Origin of the sequence: Sinomonas cellulolyticus, assembly GCF_014656475.1 — a bacterium.
Classification (GTDB): domain Bacteria; phylum Actinomycetota; class Actinomycetes; order Actinomycetales; family Micrococcaceae; genus Sinomonas; species Sinomonas cellulolyticus.
In genome coordinates, this window is the sequence record NZ_BNCM01000003.1 from 173,855 (window position 1) to 191,382 (window position 17,528).

Genomic DNA, 17,528 nt, shown 5'->3' on the forward strand with positions numbered 1-17,528 from the left:
GCCTAATCTCGGCATCCATATGCTGGTCACATCGGTCTCGGAATACGGACGAAGGACGGCGCGCCCGCCGGCCAGCCGACTGCCGTGCGCCTACGCGCTGGGGAGCGGAGCCGAGGCGGTCAGGTAGTCGGCGAACCCTCCCCGAGCCCGCCCTCGCAGGCGTCCGGACGTGACGACCCGGCACCCGTCGGTCGCACGCCAGCGGACGCCGAGGGCCTTGACGGCGAGGGCGAGCGCCGTGTCCTCGCCCGAGGACCGCACGGGGAATCCGCCCGCCGCGAGGTAGGCGTCTGCCCGCACGCCGAGGTTCGCGCCGAAGACATGCCCGTGGCCGTCGGCGAGCCGATGGGCAGCGTGCCATGCGGCGAGGCGTTCCGCGTCCAGATCGGCCGGGTCTGGCTCGACCGTGCCGAGCACGAGTCCGACGCCGGACTCCGCGAGAGCGAGATGCTCGACGAGCCAGTCCCGCGGTACGCGGCTGTCCGCATCCGTCGTGGCGATCCAGACGCGCTCCGCGCGGGAGGCAGCCTGGACGAGGGCATGCTCCACGGCCAGGCGCCGCGCCGCACCGGCGCCCCCGGCCTCGGCATGGACTGCGCGGACCTGGGGCCACCGGGCAGCGACGCCAGCCGACCCATCGGTGCAGCCATCGAGCAGCAGGGTCACCCCGACGCCGACGGCGGGCGCCTCCTCGGCCAGAACCCGGGCGGCCCGCAGGACCGACTCGAGGCACGCAGGCAGCAGGTCCTCCTCGTCCTTGGCCGGGACCACGACGACGACCTCCGAGATGACCGAACGCGCTAGCACCAGGTGCCCCGCGTCATGGCAGGCCCTCGCGCTGGGCGACGGATGCCGCTGGCGCCTTGGCGTACACCTCGAGGAGGAAGTCCCGTTCCCGGTGGTGCACCATGGTGTCCAGGGCGCCCTCGGCGCGCAGCCGGGCGTGGACGTCCTCGCCGTTGAGCTGCCAGCCGTCGATGGCGCCGAGCCAGTGGCAGGCGACCAGCGCGCCGTCGTCCGTGAGGCTCTCGAGGCAGCGCTGCACGAACTCGTCCAGCTCCGGCGGGCTGAAGTAGTAGCCGACCTCGGAGGCGACAATGAGGTCGAAGGCGCCCTCGGGCCAGTCCTGCGGCAGGCGGCGGTTCTCCCAGCGGATCGCGGCATGCGGCAGCCGCTCGGCAGCCCGCTCGAGGGCGAGCGGGCTCACGTCTGTCGCCACGACCTCGTCGGCGCGTTGGGCGAGCTCGCCGGTGAGCACACCGATGGAGCAGCCCACCTCGAGCGCGCGCCGGTAGCGTGGCGCCGGAAGTGCGGCGAGGGTGACGGCCCGCTTGCGCCGCTCGTACCAGCTCGTGGTGAAGTTCCAGGGGTCGGGGCTCGCCGCATGCACCGCGTCGAAGGTCGCCCGGGCGCTGCGCGGGGGCGTGGCGAAGTAGATCTCGTAGTCCCGTTCGAAGTGCTCCTGCATGCCTGGGCTGAGCAGGGCCTCGTCCCCGCGGTGGACGGAGAGGGGGGCTGTCTGGCTCGCGTGCATCGCGAGGGCCTGCTCCTTGGCGCTCCTGAGGGAGGCGTCGAGCTCGAGCCGCCGGGCGTCGGCCCACGGAACGCGCGGATCTCCCGGTTCGGCCCAGTGCCACATCCACACCGGGTACTCCAGGAGCGTCACGGAGGCGTTCCTCGCCGCGCGCGCCGCCGCTGCCCCCGCCGCGTCGTGGTCCGTGTGCGCGTCGCCCCGCCAGGGCGCGGCGAGCACGACGCCGGTCCCCTCGCCGGAGGCGCCCGGGCCACCGACGGCGTCGCCGAGGGCCATTCCGAGCTCGCGCTCAAGCTCCCCGCCCTGCTCCGCGAGGCTGCCGTCGGGCAGGCCGAGGAAGCGGAGGGCTGCAGAGGGGTCGAGCGCTGCCAGCGCGGCCTTGACCTCCCGGCGCCGGACCTCGGCGAGCCGCGCAGGGGTGAGCGTGGGCGAGTCGGGGTGGGATGCCTCTCCGTCGGTGGCGACGATCACGTGGACCGCGGCGCCGGACCGGGCGGCGTGGGCGATGAGGCCGCCCGCGCCGAGCGTCTCGTCGTCGGGGTGTGCGGCGAGGACGACGAGGGCCCGCAGCCCGGTGAGGTCCGGCGGCGGCGCTGTCGCAAGAGTCCGGTCCATGCGCCAGGAGTCCTCGGGGGTGCCGGTGTCGAGGTGGTTGAAGGTCACCATGGCTGCTCCCCCGCCTCGAGCAGGGCGCGGCCGAGGGCGGCGGCGTCGCGTTCGGCGTGGTGCTGGCGCAGGTAGAGCCTCAGGTCCGCGACCCGCTGTGCGTGCTCGGCCTCGAAGGCGAGCGGCGCGGGCCCGAGTGCGTGGTCGACGATCGTCAGGACGTGCTCGGCGGCAGCGGCGACAGTTCCGCGGACCCGTAGGGCGAGGCGCGCCCCGGCTTCCGCCTCGGCCTGGCCGCTGTCCACTGCTCCGGCGGCCGCGGCGAGGACGGCATGGGCCGCACCGAGGGCGAGGTCGGCCGAGCCGAAGTGTGCGAGGGCAAGCTGGTCAGGGGTCCGTTCGGAGGCAGCAGCCCACAGCCGCCTGGCCACCCCAAGGGCGCCGCCGTGCCAGACGGCGGCCACGCCGATCCCGCCCCACGCGAAGCCCGGCCGCTCGAGGTACCAGCCGTCCGGGCCCACCGGCTCCGCCGGCACGGCGTCGAACTCGACGGGGCCGCTCGGGATGCCGGGGAGCCCGAGTGCATGCCAGCCACCTTCACGGACCGTGATCCCCGGTTGCCCCAGCGCTACGGCGAAGGCGCGTCTCGTGGTCGGCCCGGTGTGCGCCGTGACGACGGCGTGGCTCAGCGCGCCCGCGAGGGAGCACCAGGGCTTGGTGCCGAGCAGCTGCCACCCGTCGCCCGTCCGGCGGACCTCGAGACGGGCTCCCGGGGCCTCGGCCGCGAAGACGCCCCACACGCTCCCAGCTTCGGGTGGGCCGAGGCCCGCCTGCCGGAGGATGGCGAGGGCGTCGAGGTGGGGCTCAACGACCCGCGCGACGGAGAGGTCCGCGGCCCCGAGTTCGGCCAGAAGCTCCCACAGCTCCCGCGTCCTGCCCTCGCCCGGGAAGGGAGCCGCGGTGCCGAGCGTTCGCGCAAACTCCAGCGCGTGCTCGGGCCACTCGGCGGCAGCCTCGCGCGCAGCCTGCTCGAAGCCGGCCCCCGCACGGGATTCCCCAGGAGCATCCGCTGGCAGGCCCCGTGGGGATCCGAGTGACACCATGTCAGGAACGTACCCCACGCGGCCGGGCGTGAATCGGCGGCCGCGCGCGGCGTCACACGTCCTTGGGCTCTTCGTACCGCGGGAAGACCGGAGCCGGTGCGGGAAGCTGGGTGCCGGGGGCGATGGGCGTGTCGAGCGCCGCGAACTGGCGCGCCTCCCCCTCAGGCTGGCCCAGGACGTCGAGCAGCTTCCCGGCGGACTCTGGCATCACCGGCTGGACGAGCACGGCGACCTGCCGGACCACCTCGAGCGTCACGTACAGCACGGTCGCCATCCGGTCCGGATCGGTCTTCCGCAGCACCCACGGAGCCTGGTCCGCGAAGTACGCGTTGGTATCGCCGAGCACGGCCCAGACGGCCTCGAGAGCGCGCGAGAACTCCTGACGGTCGAAGAAGCCCCGGACGGCCGGGAGAAGCCCGGCGGCGGCGGCGAGGACGGCACGGTCCGCCTCGGCGAACTCGCCGGGCTCCGGCACCACACCGTCGAGGTTCTTGGCGACCATCGAGAGGGACCGCTGGGCGAGGTTGCCGAGGTTGTTGGCCAGGTCCGCGTTCATGCGGCCCACGATCGCCTCGTGGCTGTAGCTGCCGTCCGCGCCGTAGGGCACTTCGCGCAGGAAGAAGTACCGCACGGAATCGAGCCCGTACTGGGCGATCATGTCCGCGGGCGCCACGACGTTGCCGAGGGACTTGGACATCTTCACGCCGTTGTTCTGCAGGAACCCGTGGATCATGACGCGCCGAGGGAGCTCGAGGCCGGCGCTCATGAGGAAGGCGGGCCAGTAGACCGCGTGGAAGCGGGAGATGTCCTTGCCGATGATGTGCACGTCGGCAGGCCAGAAGGTGCGGAACTGCTCGGACTCGGTGTCCGGATACCCGACGCCGGTGAGGTAGTTGGTCAGCGCGTCGACCCACACGTACATCACGTGGCCCGGGGCGTCGGGGACGGGGACGCCCCAGTCGAACGACGTCCGGGAGATCGACAGGTCCTCGAGGCCATGCTTCACAAACGAGATGACCTCGTTGAACCGGTACTGCGGAGCGCCGAACTCGGGGTGCGACTCGTAGTACGCGAGGAGCTTGTCCTGATAGGCGGACAGGCGGAAGAAGTAGCTCTCCTCGGCCGTCCACGTCAGCTCGGTGTCGGTCTCCCTCGAGTAGCGCACGCCGTCGCGCACCACCGTCTCGTCCTCGGGGTAGAACGCCTCGTCCCGCACCGAGTACCACCCCTCGTACTTGCCGAGGTAGATGTCGCCGTTGGCCTCCATGCGCTTCCAGATGTCCTGCGCTGCGGCGTAGTGGTCGGAGTCGGTGGTGCGGATGAGCCTGTCGTAGCTCGTGCCCAGCAGTTCGTGGACGTCGCGGTAGACGTCTGCCTGCCGGTCCACGAACTCCTTGGGCGTGATGCCCTCCTTCTCGGCGGTCTGGGCGATCTTGAGCCCGTGCTCGTCGGTGCCCGTGAGGAAGAAGACGTTGTAGCCGTCGAGCCGCTTGAAGCGGGCCATCGCATCCGCCGAGATGTACTCGTACGCATGCCCGATATGCGGGGCACCGTTCGGGTAGGTGATGGCGGTGGTGAGGTAGAAGGGAGTCTTCCCGGATGCGGACGTCACCCTTAGAAATTACCGGAAGAGGCGGCTGCTCGCGAAAGCGCCGGCCGGGGCCACGGACGACGGCGACCCCCACCGCACTCGGTGGGGGTCGCCGTCGTGGGCGGCTGGGCTGGCCGCGGAGAGGGTCACTGCCCGGCCGTCACTGCCCGGCCGTTAGTCGGCCAGGTCGACCTCGCGGAGCACGGTCGCCCCGATCTCGCCCTTGACGGTCTCGAGGACCGTGGTGGGGATCGCGGAATCCACAGTCAGCAGGGCCATCGCGGTGCCGGTGGCATCGGCGCGTGCCACCTGCATGCCGGCAATGTTGATCTCGTTCATGCCGAGGATGTGGCCGATGGTGCCGATCACGCCCGGGCGGTCGGAGTAGAACATCACCACGAGGTGCTCGGAGATCGGGATCTCGACGTCGTAGCCGTTGATCCCGACGATCTTCTGGACCTGCTTCGGGCCGGTCAGGGTGCCCGCGACCGAGACCTGCGTCCCGTCCTGGAGGAGCCCGCGGATCGTGAGCACGTTGCGGTAGTCCTCGGCGTCGGTCGTGGTCAGGAGGCGGACGGCGACGCCGCGCTGCTCGGCGAGGACCGGCGCGTTGACGTAGGAGACCTGCTCGGAGACGACGTCCATGAACACGCCCTTGAGCGCGGCGAGCTCGAGGGACTTCACGTCCAGGCTCGCGATCTCGCCGGCCACCTCGACGTCGATCTGCGTGACCGAGTCGTGGGCGAGGGCCGTGAAGATGCGGCCGAGCTTCTCGATGAGCGGGATGCCCGGGCGCACGTCCGGGGCAATGACGCCACCGGCGACGTTGACGGCGTCGGGAACGAGCTCTCCGGCGAGGGCCAGGCGGACGCTCTTGGCCACGGAGACGCCGGCCTTCTCCTGGGCCTCATCGGTGGAGGCGCCCAGGTGCGGGGTGACGACGACGTTCTCGTGCTCGAAGAACGGCAGGTCGGTGCTCGGCTCCTTGGCGAAGACGTCGATGCCGGCACCGGCGATCTGGCCGTCGTCGAGGGCCTGTGCGAGGGCCTCCTCGTCCACGAGGCCACCGCGGGCCACGTTGACCACGTACGCGGTGGGCTTCATCTTCGCGAACGCGTCCTTGCCCAGCATGCCCACGGTCTCGGGCGTCTTGGGCATGTGGATCGTGATGAAGTCGCTCTGGGCGAGCAGCTCGTCGAGCGTGACGAGCTTGACGTTCAGCTGTGCCGCGCGGGCCGCCGTCACGTAGGGGTCGTAGGCGAGGACCTCCATCTCGAACGCCTGCATGCGCGCCGCGACGAGCGCTCCGATGCGCCCGAGCCCGATCACGCCGAGCTTCTTGTCCAGCAGCTCGGTGCCCGAGTACTTGGAGCGCTTCCACGCCCCGCCCTTGAGGGAGACGTTCGCCGCCGGGATGTTGCGCGCGAGCGAGAGGATGTGCCCGCACGTGAGCTCGGCCGCCGAGACGATGTTGGAGGTCGGGGCGTTGACGACCATGACGCCGGCCTGGGTGGCGGCCTTGATGTCGACGTTGTCGAGGCCGACGCCGGCGCGGGCGATGACCTTGAGGTTCTTCGCAGCGGCGATGGCCTCGGCGTCGAGCTGGGTGGCGGAGCGGACGAGGATCGCGTCGACGTCGGCGATCGCGGGCAGGAGCTGCGCGCGGTCGGCGCCGTCGGTGTGGCGGATCTCGAAGTCCGGCCCGAGGGCGGCGATGGTGGCGGGAGAGAGTTCCTCGGCGAGGAGGACGACGGGCTTGGTCACGGGGGTGGTGCCTCTCCAGAAAGAGCGGAAATCAGCGGAAGCGGTGTAGTCGGGACGGGGTGCGGTTTCGGGGTGGGACAGACGACGGCGTTCACGCGCCTCGTGGGACGGACAGCGGCGGACGCCGTGGGCGCCCGCCGCTGCGGTGGGGTCAGCGCGCGGCCGAGCCCTCGGTGTAGTCGGCGTCCTGCTGCTGCCACGAGAAGTGCGACCGCAGCGCCTTGCCGGTCGCCTCGATCGGGTGCCCGGCTTCCTTCTCCCGGAGGGCGAGGAACTCCTTGGCGCCGTTGTCCTGGTCGTCGATGAACCGCTTCGCGAACGCCCCGGACTGGATGTCCGCGAGGACCTCCTTCATCGCCTCCTTGACCGCAGGGGTGATGATGCGCGGGCCGGAGACGTAGTCGCCGTACTCGGCGGTGTCGGAGATGCTCCAGCGCTGCTTCGCGATGCCGCCCTCCCACATGAGGTCCACGATGAGCTTGAGCTCGTGGAGGACCTCGAAGTAGGCGATCTCCGGCTGGTAGCCGGCTTCGGTGAGGGTCTCGAACCCGGCCTGGACGAGGTGCGACACGCCGCCGCACAGCACGGCCTGCTCGCCGAAGAGATCGGTCTCGGTCTCCTCGGTGAAGGTGGTCTTGATGACCCCGGCGCGCGTGCCGCCGATGCCCTTGGCGTAGGCCTTGGCGAGGTCCCAGGCCTTGCCGGTGGCGTCCTGCTCGACCGCGATGATGTCCGGGATGCCGCGGCCGGCCACGAACTCGCGGCGGACGGTGTGGCCGGGGGCCTTGGGCGCCACGAGGATGACGTCGACGCCGGCCGGCGGCTGGATGTAGCCGAAGCGGATGTTGAAGCCGTGGCCGAACACGAGGGCGTCGCCCTCCTTCAGGGCCGGGGCGATGTCGTCGGCGTAGAGGTGGCGCTGGACCTGGTCGGGCGCGAGGATCACGACGACGTCGGCCTCCTCCGCGGCCTCCCGCGGGGTCAGGACGCGAAGGCCCTGCTCCTCGGCCTTGGCACGGCTCTTGGAGCCCTCCTGGAGGCCCACGCGGACGTCGACTCCCGAGTCGCGCAGGTTGAGCGCGTGCGCGTGGCCCTGGCTGCCGTAGCCGATCACGGCCACCTTGCGGCCCTGGATGATCGACAGGTCTGCGTCGTCGTCGTAGTACAGCTCGGTCACTTTGTCTCCTTGACTTTCTGTTCAGGTATGGGGTGCCCGGTGGGCTGGCTAGCTGGCGCGGAGGGCGCGGTCGCTCATGGAGCGCGAGCCGCGTCCGATCGCGAGGGTGCCGGACTGGACGATCTCGCGCACGCCGAACGGCTCGAGCACCGCAAGCAGCGCCTGGATCTTCTCGCTCGTGCCGGTGGCCTCCACCACGAGCGAGTCCGTGGACACGTCGACGATCGAGGCGCGGAACAGCTCCACGGCCTGGGTGACCTGGAGGCGTGCCGCGGCGTCCGCCCGGACTTTGATGAGGAGGTGGTCGCGCTGGACCGAGTTCTCCGGGAGGAGCTCGACGATCTTGATCACGTTCACGAGCTTGTTCAGCTGCTTGGTGACCTGCTCGAGGAGATCGCCCTCGGCGTCGACGACCACGGTCACCCGCGAGACGCCGTCGACCTCGGTGGGGCCGACCGCGAGGGAGTGGATGTTGAAGGCGCGGCGCGCGAAGAGGCCCGCGACGCGGGTCAGCACGCCGGGCTTGTCCTCGACCAGCACGGACAGGGTGTGGCGCGACATGCTCAGTCCTCCTCTTCCCAGTCGGGGGTGGAATTGCGGGCGACCTGGATGAGGTCATTGCTGACGCCCGAGGGCACCATGGGCCAGACCATCGCGTTGGGGCTGACCACGAAGTCGATGACGACGGGGCGGTCGTTGATCTCGAGGGCCTTGGCGATCACCGTGTCGACGTCTTCCTCGCGCTCCACGCGGAACGAGGCGCAGCCGTAGGCCTCCCCGAGCTTGACGAAGTCCGGGATCCGCACCGTGTCCGCGCCGGTCTGCAGGTCGGTGTTGGAGTAGCGGCCGTCGTAGAAGAGCGTCTGCCACTGGCGCACCATGCCGAGGGAGGAGTTGTTGATGACCGCGACCTTGATCGGGATGTTGTTCAGGGCGCAGGTGGCCAGCTCCTGGTTGGTCATCTGGAAGCAGCCGTCGCCGTCGATGGCCCAGACCACGCGGTCCGGGTTGCCGACCTTGGCGCCCATGGCCGCGGGAACCGAGTACCCCATGGTCCCCAGGCCGGCCGAGTTGAGCCATGCATGCGGCCGCTCGTACTTGATGAACTGCGCGGCCCACATCTGGTGCTGGCCGACCCCCGCGACGTAGACGCCCTCGGGTCCGGTGAGTTCGCCGATGCGCTGGATCACCCGCTGGGGGGAGAGCAGTCCGTCGTCGGGCTCCGTCCAGCCGAGGGGATAGTCCTCGCGCAGCTTGTCCAGGAAGGACCACCACGCCGTGAGGTCCGGCGCGCCGTCCTTCTCACGGCTGGCCCTCACGGCCTCCGTGAGCTCGGGCAGGATCTCCTTGACCGAGCCGACGATCGGCACGTCCGCCGTCCGGTTCTTGGAGATCTCGGCAGGGTCGATGTCCGCGTGGATGACCTTGGCGTTGGGCGCGAACGTGCTCAGGACGCCGGTGACGCGGTCGTCGAACCGCGCTCCGAGGGTGACGAGGAGATCGGCCTGCTGAAGGGCGGTGACCGCGGCCACGCCGCCATGCATGCCCGGCATCCCCAGATGCTGCGGGTGCGAGTCGGGGAATGCGCCGCGCGCCGTCAGCGTCGTGACGACCGGCGCGCCCGTGAGCTCGGCGAGGGCGAGCAGCTCCTGGGAGGCGTGCGCCTTGACGACGCCGCCGCCCACGTAGAGGACGGGCTTGGAGGCGCCGGCGATGAGGCGCGCGGCCTCCCGGACCTGCTTGCTGTGGCCGCGGGTGACGGGCCGGTAGCCGGGCAGGTCGATCCTGGGGGGCCAGCTGAACATCGTCTTGGCCTGCTGGGCGTCCTTGGTGACGTCGACCAGGACGGGACCGGGGCGTCCGGTCGAGGCGAGGTGGAACGCCTCGGCGAGGGTCTGCGGGATGTCCTCGGCGCGTGTCACGAGGAAGGAGTGCTTCGTGATGGGCATGGTGATGCCCACGATGTCGGCTTCCTGGAACGCGTCCGAGCCGATGACGCTGCTCGAGACCTGGCCCGTGATCGCGACGAGGGGGACGGAGTCCATGTGCGCGTCCGCGATCGCGGTCACCAGGTTGGTGGCGCCCGGACCCGAGGTCGCGATGCAGACTCCCACACGTCCGGTGACCATCGCATACCCCTGGGCAGCGTGGCCCGCGCCCTGCTCGTGGCGCACCAGCACGTGGTTGATCTTCGAAGCCATCAGAGGGTCGTAGGTCGGCAGGATCGCGCCGCCCGGGAGACCAAAGACATCGTCCACGCCCAGTTCCTCGAGCGAGCGGACAATTGCTTCAGATCCAGTCATCTCTGTGGGCTCAACAACACGGTTGGGCCCCAGGACGGCAGAGGCAGAGTCGACAGTGTCGACAGGATCCGCGGCCTTGGCCGCGGACGGCTTCGAAGCCATCAGCGATGGGCTGATCGGCGTTCCTTTGCTCATCAGTCTCTTCCTTAGGATCTTCGTGGCGAAGGTTTTGTGCTCAGAAACGAAAAACCCCCCGGCCGCCTGGCGTCTCGAGGGGTTTGCGCGTGACAGATCGTGCCAGACGTGCTCAGTGAGCCACGCGCTGGACAAGGACGACGACATCGAGCACCATGCTCGCCGAGACGATCTGCATGCCCACAGTCTTGCCAATTGGGCTCTGGAGTGTCAATCTGGCCCCTACCCGTCTCAGGATGCGGACGCACATCCACCACGTGAGACTTCGATCCGAGGTCGGGTCCGGTCCGCGTCAGACGCGATCCGCACTCCGCATCCCCTGCAGATCAGGAGAGGACGGCGCCCTCGCTCGCCGAGTGCACGAGCTTGGCGTACTTGGACAGGACCCCGCGGGTGAAGCGCGCCGGAAGCGGCGCCCAGCCTTCCGCGCGGGAGGCGAGCTCCGCCTCGTCGACCAGGAGGTCCAGGGTGCGGTTCGGGATGTCGGCGCGGACCCGGTCCCCGTCCCGCACGAGGGCGATCGGACCGGCGTCGACCGCCTCCGGCGCGACGTGCCCGATGCACAGGCCGGTTGTGCCGCCCGAGAACCGTCCGTCGGTGAGCAGGAGGACGTCCTTGCCCAGCCCGGCGCCCTTGATGGCGCCCGTGATCGCGAGCATCTCCCGCATGCCGGGGCCGCCCTTGGGGCCCTCGTACCGGATCACGACGACGTCCCCGGCGGCGATCTGCCCGGCGTCGAGCGCGTCGAGGGCGGCCTGCTCGCGCTCGAAGACCCGCGCGCGCCCCTCGAACACGTCCGCGTCGAAGCCTGCAGTCTTCACCACCGCGCCCTCCGGGGCGAGCGAGCCATGCAGGATGGAGAGCCCGCCCGTGCGGTGGATGGGGTTGTCCATGGCCCGCACGATCCTGCCGTCGGGGTCCGGCGGCGCGATGTCGGCCAGGTTCTCGGCGACCGTTCGGCCCGTGACGGTGAGCGCGTCGCCGTGCAGGAGCCCTGCATCGAGCAGGGCGCGCATGACGACGGGCACTCCCCCGACCCGGTCCAGGTCGTACATGACGTACCTGCCGAAAGGCTTGAGGTCGCCCAGGTGGGGGACGCGGTCGCCGATCCGGTTGAAGTCCGCCAGGCCGAGCTCCACCTCCGCTTCTCGGGCGATCGCCAGCAGGTGCAGCACCGAATTGGTCGAGCCGCCGAAGGCCATGACCACCGCGATGGCGTTCTCGAACGCTTCGCGGGTCAGGATGTCCCTGGCCGTGATGCCCTGGCGCAGGAGGTTCACCACCGCCTCACCGGAGCGGTGGGCGAACATGTCGCGGCGCCTGTCCGCGGAGGGCGGCGCAGCGGAGCCGGGCAGCGACATGCCGAGGGCCTCGGCGGCACTCGCCATGGTGTTGGCGGTGTACATCCCCCCGCACGCGCCCTCCCCCGGGCAGATCGCGCGCTCGATCCGGTCCAGGTCTCCGCGGGACATCCTGCCGGCCGCGCAGGCTCCCACGGCCTCGAACGCGTCGATGAGCGTGACGTCCTTCTCCGTGCCGTCCTCGAGCTTGACCCACCCGGGCATGATCGAGCCGGCGTAGAGGAACACACTGGCCACGTCCAGACGGGCCGCCGCCATGAGCATGCCCGGCAGGGACTTGTCACAGCCCGCAAGCAGGACCTGGCCGTCCATCCGCTCGGCCTGCATCACCGTCTCGACCGAGTCGGCAATGATCTCGCGGGACACCAGGGAGAAATGCATGCCCACGTGGCCCATGGAGATGCCGTCCGAAACGGAGATGGTGCCGAACTGCATCGGGAACCCGCCCGCGGCGTGGACCCCCTCCTTGGCCGCGATGGCAAGACGGTCGAGCGAGAGGTTGCAGGGCGTGATCTCGTTCCACGAGCTCGCGATCCCTACCTGCGGCTTGGCGAAGTCCTCGTCTCCGAAGCCGACGGCGCGCAGCATCCCCCGGGCGGGAGCGGCATGGATGCCGTCGGTCACCACCCGGCTGCGCGGCTTCGGGTCAACCCCGTCCGCGGATGCGGCTCCCGTCGCGGCACCCGTGCCCGTCGCGGTACCCGTGCCCGTCGCTGTTCCTGTGCCGTCCATCCCGCTGCGCTCGGTCATGCGGGACAGTCTAAGACCGAGGAGTGATGGAGATCACGGCCGGGCTCGCTCTGGGAATGCCGGGCGCCCGTGCCGCCCGGCGCCGTCGACCACGCCGCGGCTCCGGGTTCCGACAGAGGGACACCGGGATTCCGGGAGAGGTACGTAGACTGGCCGGGCGATGCAAGGAGGATCAGCCGTGAGCAGCACATCCGCGGGCGCGCCTGTGCCCGGGTCCGACACCGCGCTGAAGGCGGCCCTCCACCGGGTCTTCGACAGCCAGATCCCCAACTACGGCGACTACAACCTCGTCTGCGTCACGGAGTGCGGCGGCACGGTGAGAGACGAACGGCGCGGTGCGCCCCCGCCGTCGGGCCTCCTCCTGGGATACCGCCGACGCCCTCTCGAACTGGTTGCCGTGCCCTTCCACCGGGAAACGCTCGCACCCCTCGGACAGCCTGCCACGATCGACATCACCAATCTCGCGTACATCAGCGAGCCAGCGCCGAACGCGTTCGACGTGGCCACCAGCACGGGCCGCGTCATCACCTTCGCGCTGCGGCGCTCGTGCACCCTGGGCCCGGGCGGCTCGGGGGCCCTGGACCAGGAAGACGATGCAGACGACCTCGCCGAGTTCCTCCGCGAGCTCGCCGGGCTCTGACTCTGGACGACGGCGCCTGCGGGTCGTTCAATAGGCAAATCCGTCCCAGCGGCGGTTTCCGCAGGAGGCTCCCATGGACGCTGTGCTCATCGGCATCTCGAGCATGATCGCGCTCGCCCTCGGCGTGTGGACCGTGGTCCGGGAGGATTCCTCGACCGAACTGCGCGGGAGGCACCGCGGCCCCAGCCGGCTCATAGCACGCTGACACCCGAGCCTGCTCGCGACACCGACCAGGTACGGCCCCAAGGACGGCGGCGTTGCTTAGCCGGTGGGTACGGACCCCTCAGATATTTGCGCGGACGGAATAGTTCTGTGCAGGAGACGGATCTGACAGGGACGAAAAAACCCCTTCCGCAATGCTTGTCGCACTGCCGGAAGGGGTTATCGGTGCGCCCCCCGGGACTCGAACCCGGAACCCATTGATTAAGAGTCAATTGCTCTGCCAGTTGAGCTAGAGGCGCGTTCCGCTGCGGGCCGGTCTCGAACATCTCCGTGCCCCGCAACGACATGAAACTCTACCGGAGTTCCGGGGAAATGCGAAATCGGCACAGGGCGCCGCCGGAGTGAGGTCGGTCACCCTCGACGAACCCCCTCGGGCGGCGCGGGACCCAGCAGGCGCGGGGCCGCTAGGCTCGTGCTCGTGACGACTCCGACTCCCGCTCGCCGGCTTGCCGTGGGCGACGCCGCCCCCGACTTCTCCCTCCCCGACTCCACGGGCGGGACGACCTCGCTCGCAGACCTCGCGGGCACGCGCACGATCCTGTACTTCTTCCCGAAGGCCGATACCCCGGGCTGCACCCAGGAAGCCTGCGACTTCCGGGACAGCCTCGCCGGCCTGGCCGGCGCGGGGCTGAGAGTGCTCGGCGTCTCCCCCGACCCCGCGGCGCGCGGGGCCGCGTTCGCCGCCAAGCACGACCTCGGCTTCCGAGTCCTCGCGGACGAGGACCACCGCGTCGCCGAGGCCTACGGAGCGTGGGGCGAGAAGGTGAACTACGGCCGCACGTACGAGGGGCTCATCCGCTCGACCTTCGTTATCGGCGCAGACGGCCGGATCGAGCTCGCGCAGTACAACGTCCGCGCGAAGGGCCACGTCGCCAAGCTCCGCCGTGACCTCAAGATCCTCCCGCTAGACTGATCGGGTTGCCCCGCGGGCATTCTCCCGCCGCTGCGGGGTTCCGCGCGAGTGGTGGAATTGGCAGACACGCAGGATTTAGGTTCCTGTGTCCTAGGACGTGAGGGTTCAAGTCCCTCCTCGCGCACAGAACGAAAGGCATGAAGACGTCGTGACGAGTTCGCGGACGATCAGGCGCCGGGAGCTGCTCCAGGCAGCGGCGACGGCACTCCTCCTCGCCGGCTGCACGCCGTCGCCCTCCCCCAGCCCTTCCCTCACCTCGAGCGGCACCGGGGACCCCACTGCGAGCTTCACCTTCGCCACCCCCGCACCGCCGATCGCTCTCGACCCCGCGGTGACTTCGGACATCGAGTCGTGGCGTGTCACGCGGCAGGTGCTGGAGTGCCTCGTGGGCACCGACCCCGAGACGGGTGCCCCCGTCCCCGCGCTCGCCACAAAGTGGAGCCAGAGCTCCGACCGCCTGTCCTGGACGTTCACGCTGCGCGAGGGCCTCACGTTCCACGACGGCACGCCCTTCAACGCTGCCGCCGTGAAGGCCAACTTCGACCGCTGGTTCGCCTTCTCCCCGCAGTTCCGTGCAAGCCATCCGGGCCTGGCCTTCACTGCGGTCTTCCGGGCGCATGCGGACCAGGCGTCGCTCTCGCTCTACAAGGGCTGCACCGTGGTGGGAGAGCACGAGGTCAGGATCGACCTCTCGCAGCCGCTCACGAGCTTCCTCTCGGCGATGACCGCTCCCGCCTTCGCGATCTCCTCGCCGGCGGCGCTCACCTCCGGCACGGCGGACGTCGAGGACCAGGTCTCGTCCGGGACCATGATCTCCCGCTACGCCCAGCACCCCGTGGGAACGGGGCCGTTCCGGTTCCGCTCGTGGACGGGAGGCTCCGTAGTCCTCGAAGCGTCGCCGGACTACTGGGGACCCCGGGGGCAGATCGGCCACCTCTCGTTCGTCGTCTACGACACGCCGCAGAGCCGGCTCCAGGCCCTCGTGGCGGGAACGGTCGACGGGTACGACGGCGTGACGACCGAGAACATCGAGAGCCTCGTCCGCAAGGGCTTCCAGGTGGTGCGCCGCGACCCGTTCTCCGTCATGTACCTCGGAATGAACCAGTCCGTGCCCCTCCTGCAGAACGACAAAGTGCGGCTGGCCATCTCGATGGCCATCAACAAGGACGCCGTCGTCAAGGCCTACTTCCTCGAGGACACCAAGTCCGCCTTCCAGTTCCTTCCCCCGAAGCTCAGCGGGTTCAACACCCCCGGCGGTTTTCCCGGCTACGACCCCGAGAAGGCCAAGCGGCTCCTGAGCGAGGCCGGGTACAAGGGCGAAGAACTACCGTTCTACTACCCCCGCAACGTCACCCGGCTGTACCTGCCCAGCCCCGAGAAGGTCTACGCGGACCTCTCCGCGCAGCTGACCCTGATCGGGCTCAACATCAAGCCGGTCCCCGTGGAATGGTCGGACGGCTATCTCCAGAAGGTCACGGCACCGGGAGACCATGCCTTCCACCTGCTCGGCCGCTACGGATCCTATGGCGACCCCGACGACTTCCTCTCACCCCTGTTCGGCGCGAAGAACGGCGAATTCGGCTTCTTCGACGCCCAGATCTTCAGCAAGATCGAACGGGCCCGTGGCCTTCCCGACGGGACCGAGCGCACCCAGGCGTACCAGAACATCAACGCCCAGCTCGGGTCGGCCGCGCCGGCTGTCCCCATCGCCTTCCCCATCTCCGCGGTGGCGGTCTCCGCGCGTGTGGCGACCTACCCGACGTCGCCCGTGCTGAACGAGACCTTCAACCACGTGACGCTCAGCGGAAGCTGACCGCCGGCAACGGATCAAAAAAAGACGGGCTACGGGTCTTGACTCATCGGGGAGCAAGGATTTAGCGATCCGGGGAGCCGAGGGATATTCTGCCACTGGTCCATTTGTGCAGGGAGACGATCAGTGACCTTCATTTCCACCACCCGATCTGCCGATGTCGTCCTGATCGGCGGGGGCATCATGAGCGCCACCCTCGGCGCATTCCTCAAGAAGCTCGAGCCGAGCTGGAGCATCGTGCTCTTCGAGCGCCTCGACGAAGTGGGGCTCGAGAGCTCCGGCCCTTGGAACAACGCGGGGACGGGGCACGCCGCATACTGCGAGCTCAACTACACGCCCCAGGCCAAGGACGGGTCGGTCAATCCGGCCAAGGCACTGGGCATCAACGAGGGCTACCAGCTCTCGCGCCAGTTCTGGTCCCATCTGGTCGACGACGGCAGCATCGGCGATCCCACGGGCTTCATCCACAACGTCCCCCACATGAGCTTCGTCATCGGCGATGCCCATGCGGACTTCCTCCGGGCCCGCTACGAGGCCCTCCACCCCAACACCCTGTTCTCGACGATGGAGTACAGCGAGGACCCGGCCCAGATCGCCGAGTGGGCACCGCTCGTGATGAACGGCCGCGGCGCCGGCCGCGTCGCGGCGACCCGCGTGGCCGAGGGCACCGACGTCGACTTCGGGCGCCTGTCCAAGGAACTCGTCGGGTACCTCGGGCGCAATGGCGTCGAGGTCAACTACGGCACCGACGTGACCAACCTCCAGCGCACCCGCGGCGGATGGAGCGTCGCCACCAAGCACGGCGACTCGGGCGAGCGAGGCGGCATCCACGCCAAGTTTGTGTTCGTCGGCGCGGGCGGCGGCGCCCTGCACCTGCTCCAGGCGTCCGGCATCGCCGAGAGCAAGGGCTACGGCGGGTTCCCCGTCTCGGGCCAGTTCCTGCGCAGCACCGTCGAGTCCGTCGTCGACCAGCACAACGCCAAGGTCTACGGGCAGGCGTCGGTGGGTGCGCCCCCCATGTCCGTCCCGCACCTCGACACGCGGTACGTGGACGGCAAGCGGTCCCTGCTGTTCGGCCCGTACGCCGGCTTCTCCACGAACTTCCTCAAGCACGGCTCCCTCCTGGACCTGCCGCTCTCCATCCGGCCCAGCAACATCATCCCGATGCTGGCCGTCGCGAAGGACAACATGGACCTCACCGCGTACCTCATCAAGGAGGTCGCGAAGAGCCGCGGGAAGAAGCTCGACGCGCTGCGGGAGTACTTCCCCGAAGCTGCGGGCGAGGGCTGGGACCTCATCACCGCGGGCCAGCGGGTCCAGATCATCAAGAAGGATGCGTCCAAGGGCGGCGTCCTGCAGTTCGGCACGGAGGTCATCACCTCCCGTGACGGCTCGATCGGCGCCCTCCTCGGAGCCTCCCCCGGCGCCTCCACGGCCGTGCCCATCATGCTCGAGCTCATGCAGCGCTGCTTCCCGAAGGACTTCAAGGGCTGGGAGCCGAAGCTGACCGAGATGATGCCCGGCTACGGCGTCAAGCTCAACGACCATCCGGAACTCGCGGCCGAGGTCGCCGCGAGCACCGCCGCGTCCCTGGGCCTCGCCGCCGCCGCGCACTGACG

14 protein-coding genes and 2 tRNA genes are annotated in these 17,528 nt (G+C 69.9%); 6 read left to right on the forward strand and 10 right to left on the reverse strand.

What is annotated here, in order from left to right; genetic code table 11:
- Positions 1-90: 90 nt before the first annotated feature.
- From IE231_RS04890 to ilvD, 9 genes are all read right to left on the reverse strand, one after another.
- Positions 91-807: a glycosyltransferase family 2 protein gene (locus IE231_RS04890; RefSeq protein WP_229866497.1), complete on the reverse strand. Its 717-nt coding sequence runs from the start codon at positions 805-807 to the stop codon at positions 91-93.
- A 13-nt stretch (positions 808-820) separates the two neighbouring features.
- Positions 821-2,200, reverse strand: coding sequence for a PIG-L family deacetylase (locus tag IE231_RS04895; protein ID WP_189692818.1), 1,380 nt, complete (start codon positions 2,198-2,200; stop codon positions 821-823).
- Positions 2,194-3,243, reverse strand: coding sequence for an acyl-CoA dehydrogenase family protein (locus IE231_RS04900; protein WP_189692819.1), 1,050 nt, complete (start codon positions 3,241-3,243; stop codon positions 2,194-2,196). The genes IE231_RS04895 and IE231_RS04900 overlap by 7 nt, the downstream gene beginning before the upstream one ends.
- 52 nt (positions 3,244-3,295) lie before the next feature.
- Positions 3,296-4,855 (reverse strand): methionine--tRNA ligase, encoded by a 1,560-nt coding sequence (metG, locus tag IE231_RS04905; RefSeq protein WP_189692820.1) that lies wholly within the window; start codon positions 4,853-4,855, stop codon positions 3,296-3,298.
- A 153-nt stretch (positions 4,856-5,008) separates the two neighbouring features.
- Positions 5,009-6,598, reverse strand: a complete 1,590-nt coding sequence (serA, locus tag IE231_RS04910) for a phosphoglycerate dehydrogenase (protein ID WP_189692821.1) — start codon at positions 6,596-6,598, stop codon at positions 5,009-5,011.
- Positions 6,599-6,749: 151 nt separating this feature from the next.
- Entirely contained in the window at positions 6,750-7,775 is a 1,026-nt protein-coding gene (gene ilvC / locus IE231_RS04915) for a ketol-acid reductoisomerase (protein WP_189692822.1), read from the reverse strand.
- 48 nt (positions 7,776-7,823) lie between these two features.
- On the reverse strand, positions 7,824-8,336 hold the full coding sequence (ilvN, locus tag IE231_RS04920; RefSeq protein WP_189692823.1) for an acetolactate synthase small subunit: 513 nt from the start codon (positions 8,334-8,336) through the stop codon (positions 7,824-7,826).
- A 2-nt stretch (positions 8,337-8,338) separates the two neighbouring features.
- A complete protein-coding gene (locus IE231_RS04925) occupies positions 8,339-10,213 on the reverse strand; it encodes an acetolactate synthase large subunit (protein ID WP_189692824.1) in 1,875 nt (624 codons plus the stop codon).
- A 326-nt stretch (positions 10,214-10,539) separates the two neighbouring features.
- Complete coding sequence (ilvD, locus tag IE231_RS04930) at positions 10,540-12,324, reverse strand: dihydroxy-acid dehydratase (RefSeq protein WP_229866498.1); 1,785 nt, start codon at positions 12,322-12,324, stop codon at positions 10,540-10,542.
- A gap of 178 nt (positions 12,325-12,502) precedes the next feature.
- On the opposite strand from ilvD, the gene IE231_RS04935 reads away from it, so the two are divergent.
- Both IE231_RS04935 and IE231_RS18415 read left to right on the forward strand, forming a co-directional pair.
- The gene (locus IE231_RS04935) at positions 12,503-12,964 is read left to right on the forward strand and encodes a hypothetical protein (protein ID WP_189692825.1); all 462 of its coding nucleotides are present in this window, start codon (positions 12,503-12,505) and stop codon (positions 12,962-12,964) included.
- Positions 12,965-13,037: 73 nt separating this feature from the next.
- The gene (locus tag IE231_RS18415) at positions 13,038-13,169 is read left to right on the forward strand and encodes a hypothetical protein (protein ID WP_255429900.1); all 132 of its coding nucleotides are present in this window, start codon (positions 13,038-13,040) and stop codon (positions 13,167-13,169) included.
- A 183-nt stretch (positions 13,170-13,352) separates the two neighbouring features.
- Here the strand turns inward: IE231_RS18415 and IE231_RS04940 are convergent.
- Positions 13,353-13,425, reverse strand: a tRNA-Lys gene (locus IE231_RS04940).
- Between the two features lie 179 nt (positions 13,426-13,604).
- On the opposite strand from IE231_RS04940, the gene bcp reads away from it, so the two are divergent.
- From bcp to IE231_RS04960, 4 genes are all read left to right on the forward strand, one after another.
- Positions 13,605-14,099: a thioredoxin-dependent thiol peroxidase gene (gene bcp, locus IE231_RS04945; protein WP_189692826.1), complete on the forward strand. Its 495-nt coding sequence runs from the start codon at positions 13,605-13,607 to the stop codon at positions 14,097-14,099.
- A gap of 42 nt (positions 14,100-14,141) precedes the next feature.
- Positions 14,142-14,223: transfer RNA gene (locus IE231_RS04950), tRNA-Leu, on the forward strand.
- Between the two features lie 24 nt (positions 14,224-14,247).
- Positions 14,248-15,912, forward strand: a complete 1,665-nt coding sequence (locus IE231_RS04955; RefSeq protein WP_189692827.1) for an ABC transporter substrate-binding protein — start codon at positions 14,248-14,250, stop codon at positions 15,910-15,912.
- 123 nt (positions 15,913-16,035) lie between these two features.
- The gene (locus IE231_RS04960; RefSeq protein ID WP_189692828.1) at positions 16,036-17,526 is read left to right on the forward strand and encodes a malate:quinone oxidoreductase; all 1,491 of its coding nucleotides are present in this window, start codon (positions 16,036-16,038) and stop codon (positions 17,524-17,526) included.
- Positions 17,527-17,528: the final 2 nt, after the last annotated feature.

What these genes read in the sequence shown, in the direction of transcription:
- IE231_RS04895 (WP_189692818.1), bottom strand. Translation starts at nt 2,200, where the DNA reads ATGGTGACCTTCAACCACCTCGACACCGGCACCCCCGAGGACTCCTGG.
- IE231_RS04900 (WP_189692819.1), bottom strand. Translation starts at nt 3,243, where the DNA reads ATGGTGTCACTCGGATCCCCACGGGGCCTGCCAGCGGATGCTCCTGGG.
- ilvN (WP_189692823.1), bottom strand. Translation starts at nt 8,336, where the DNA reads ATGTCGCGCCACACCCTGTCCGTGCTGGTCGAGGACAAGCCCGGCGTG.
- IE231_RS04925 (WP_189692824.1), bottom strand. Translation starts at nt 10,213, where the DNA reads ATGAGCAAAGGAACGCCGATCAGCCCATCGCTGATGGCTTCGAAGCCG.
- ilvD (WP_229866498.1), bottom strand. Translation starts at nt 12,324, where the DNA reads ATGACCGAGCGCAGCGGGATGGACGGCACAGGAACAGCGACGGGCACG.
- IE231_RS18415 (WP_255429900.1), top strand. Translation starts at nt 13,038, where the DNA reads ATGGACGCTGTGCTCATCGGCATCTCGAGCATGATCGCGCTCGCCCTC.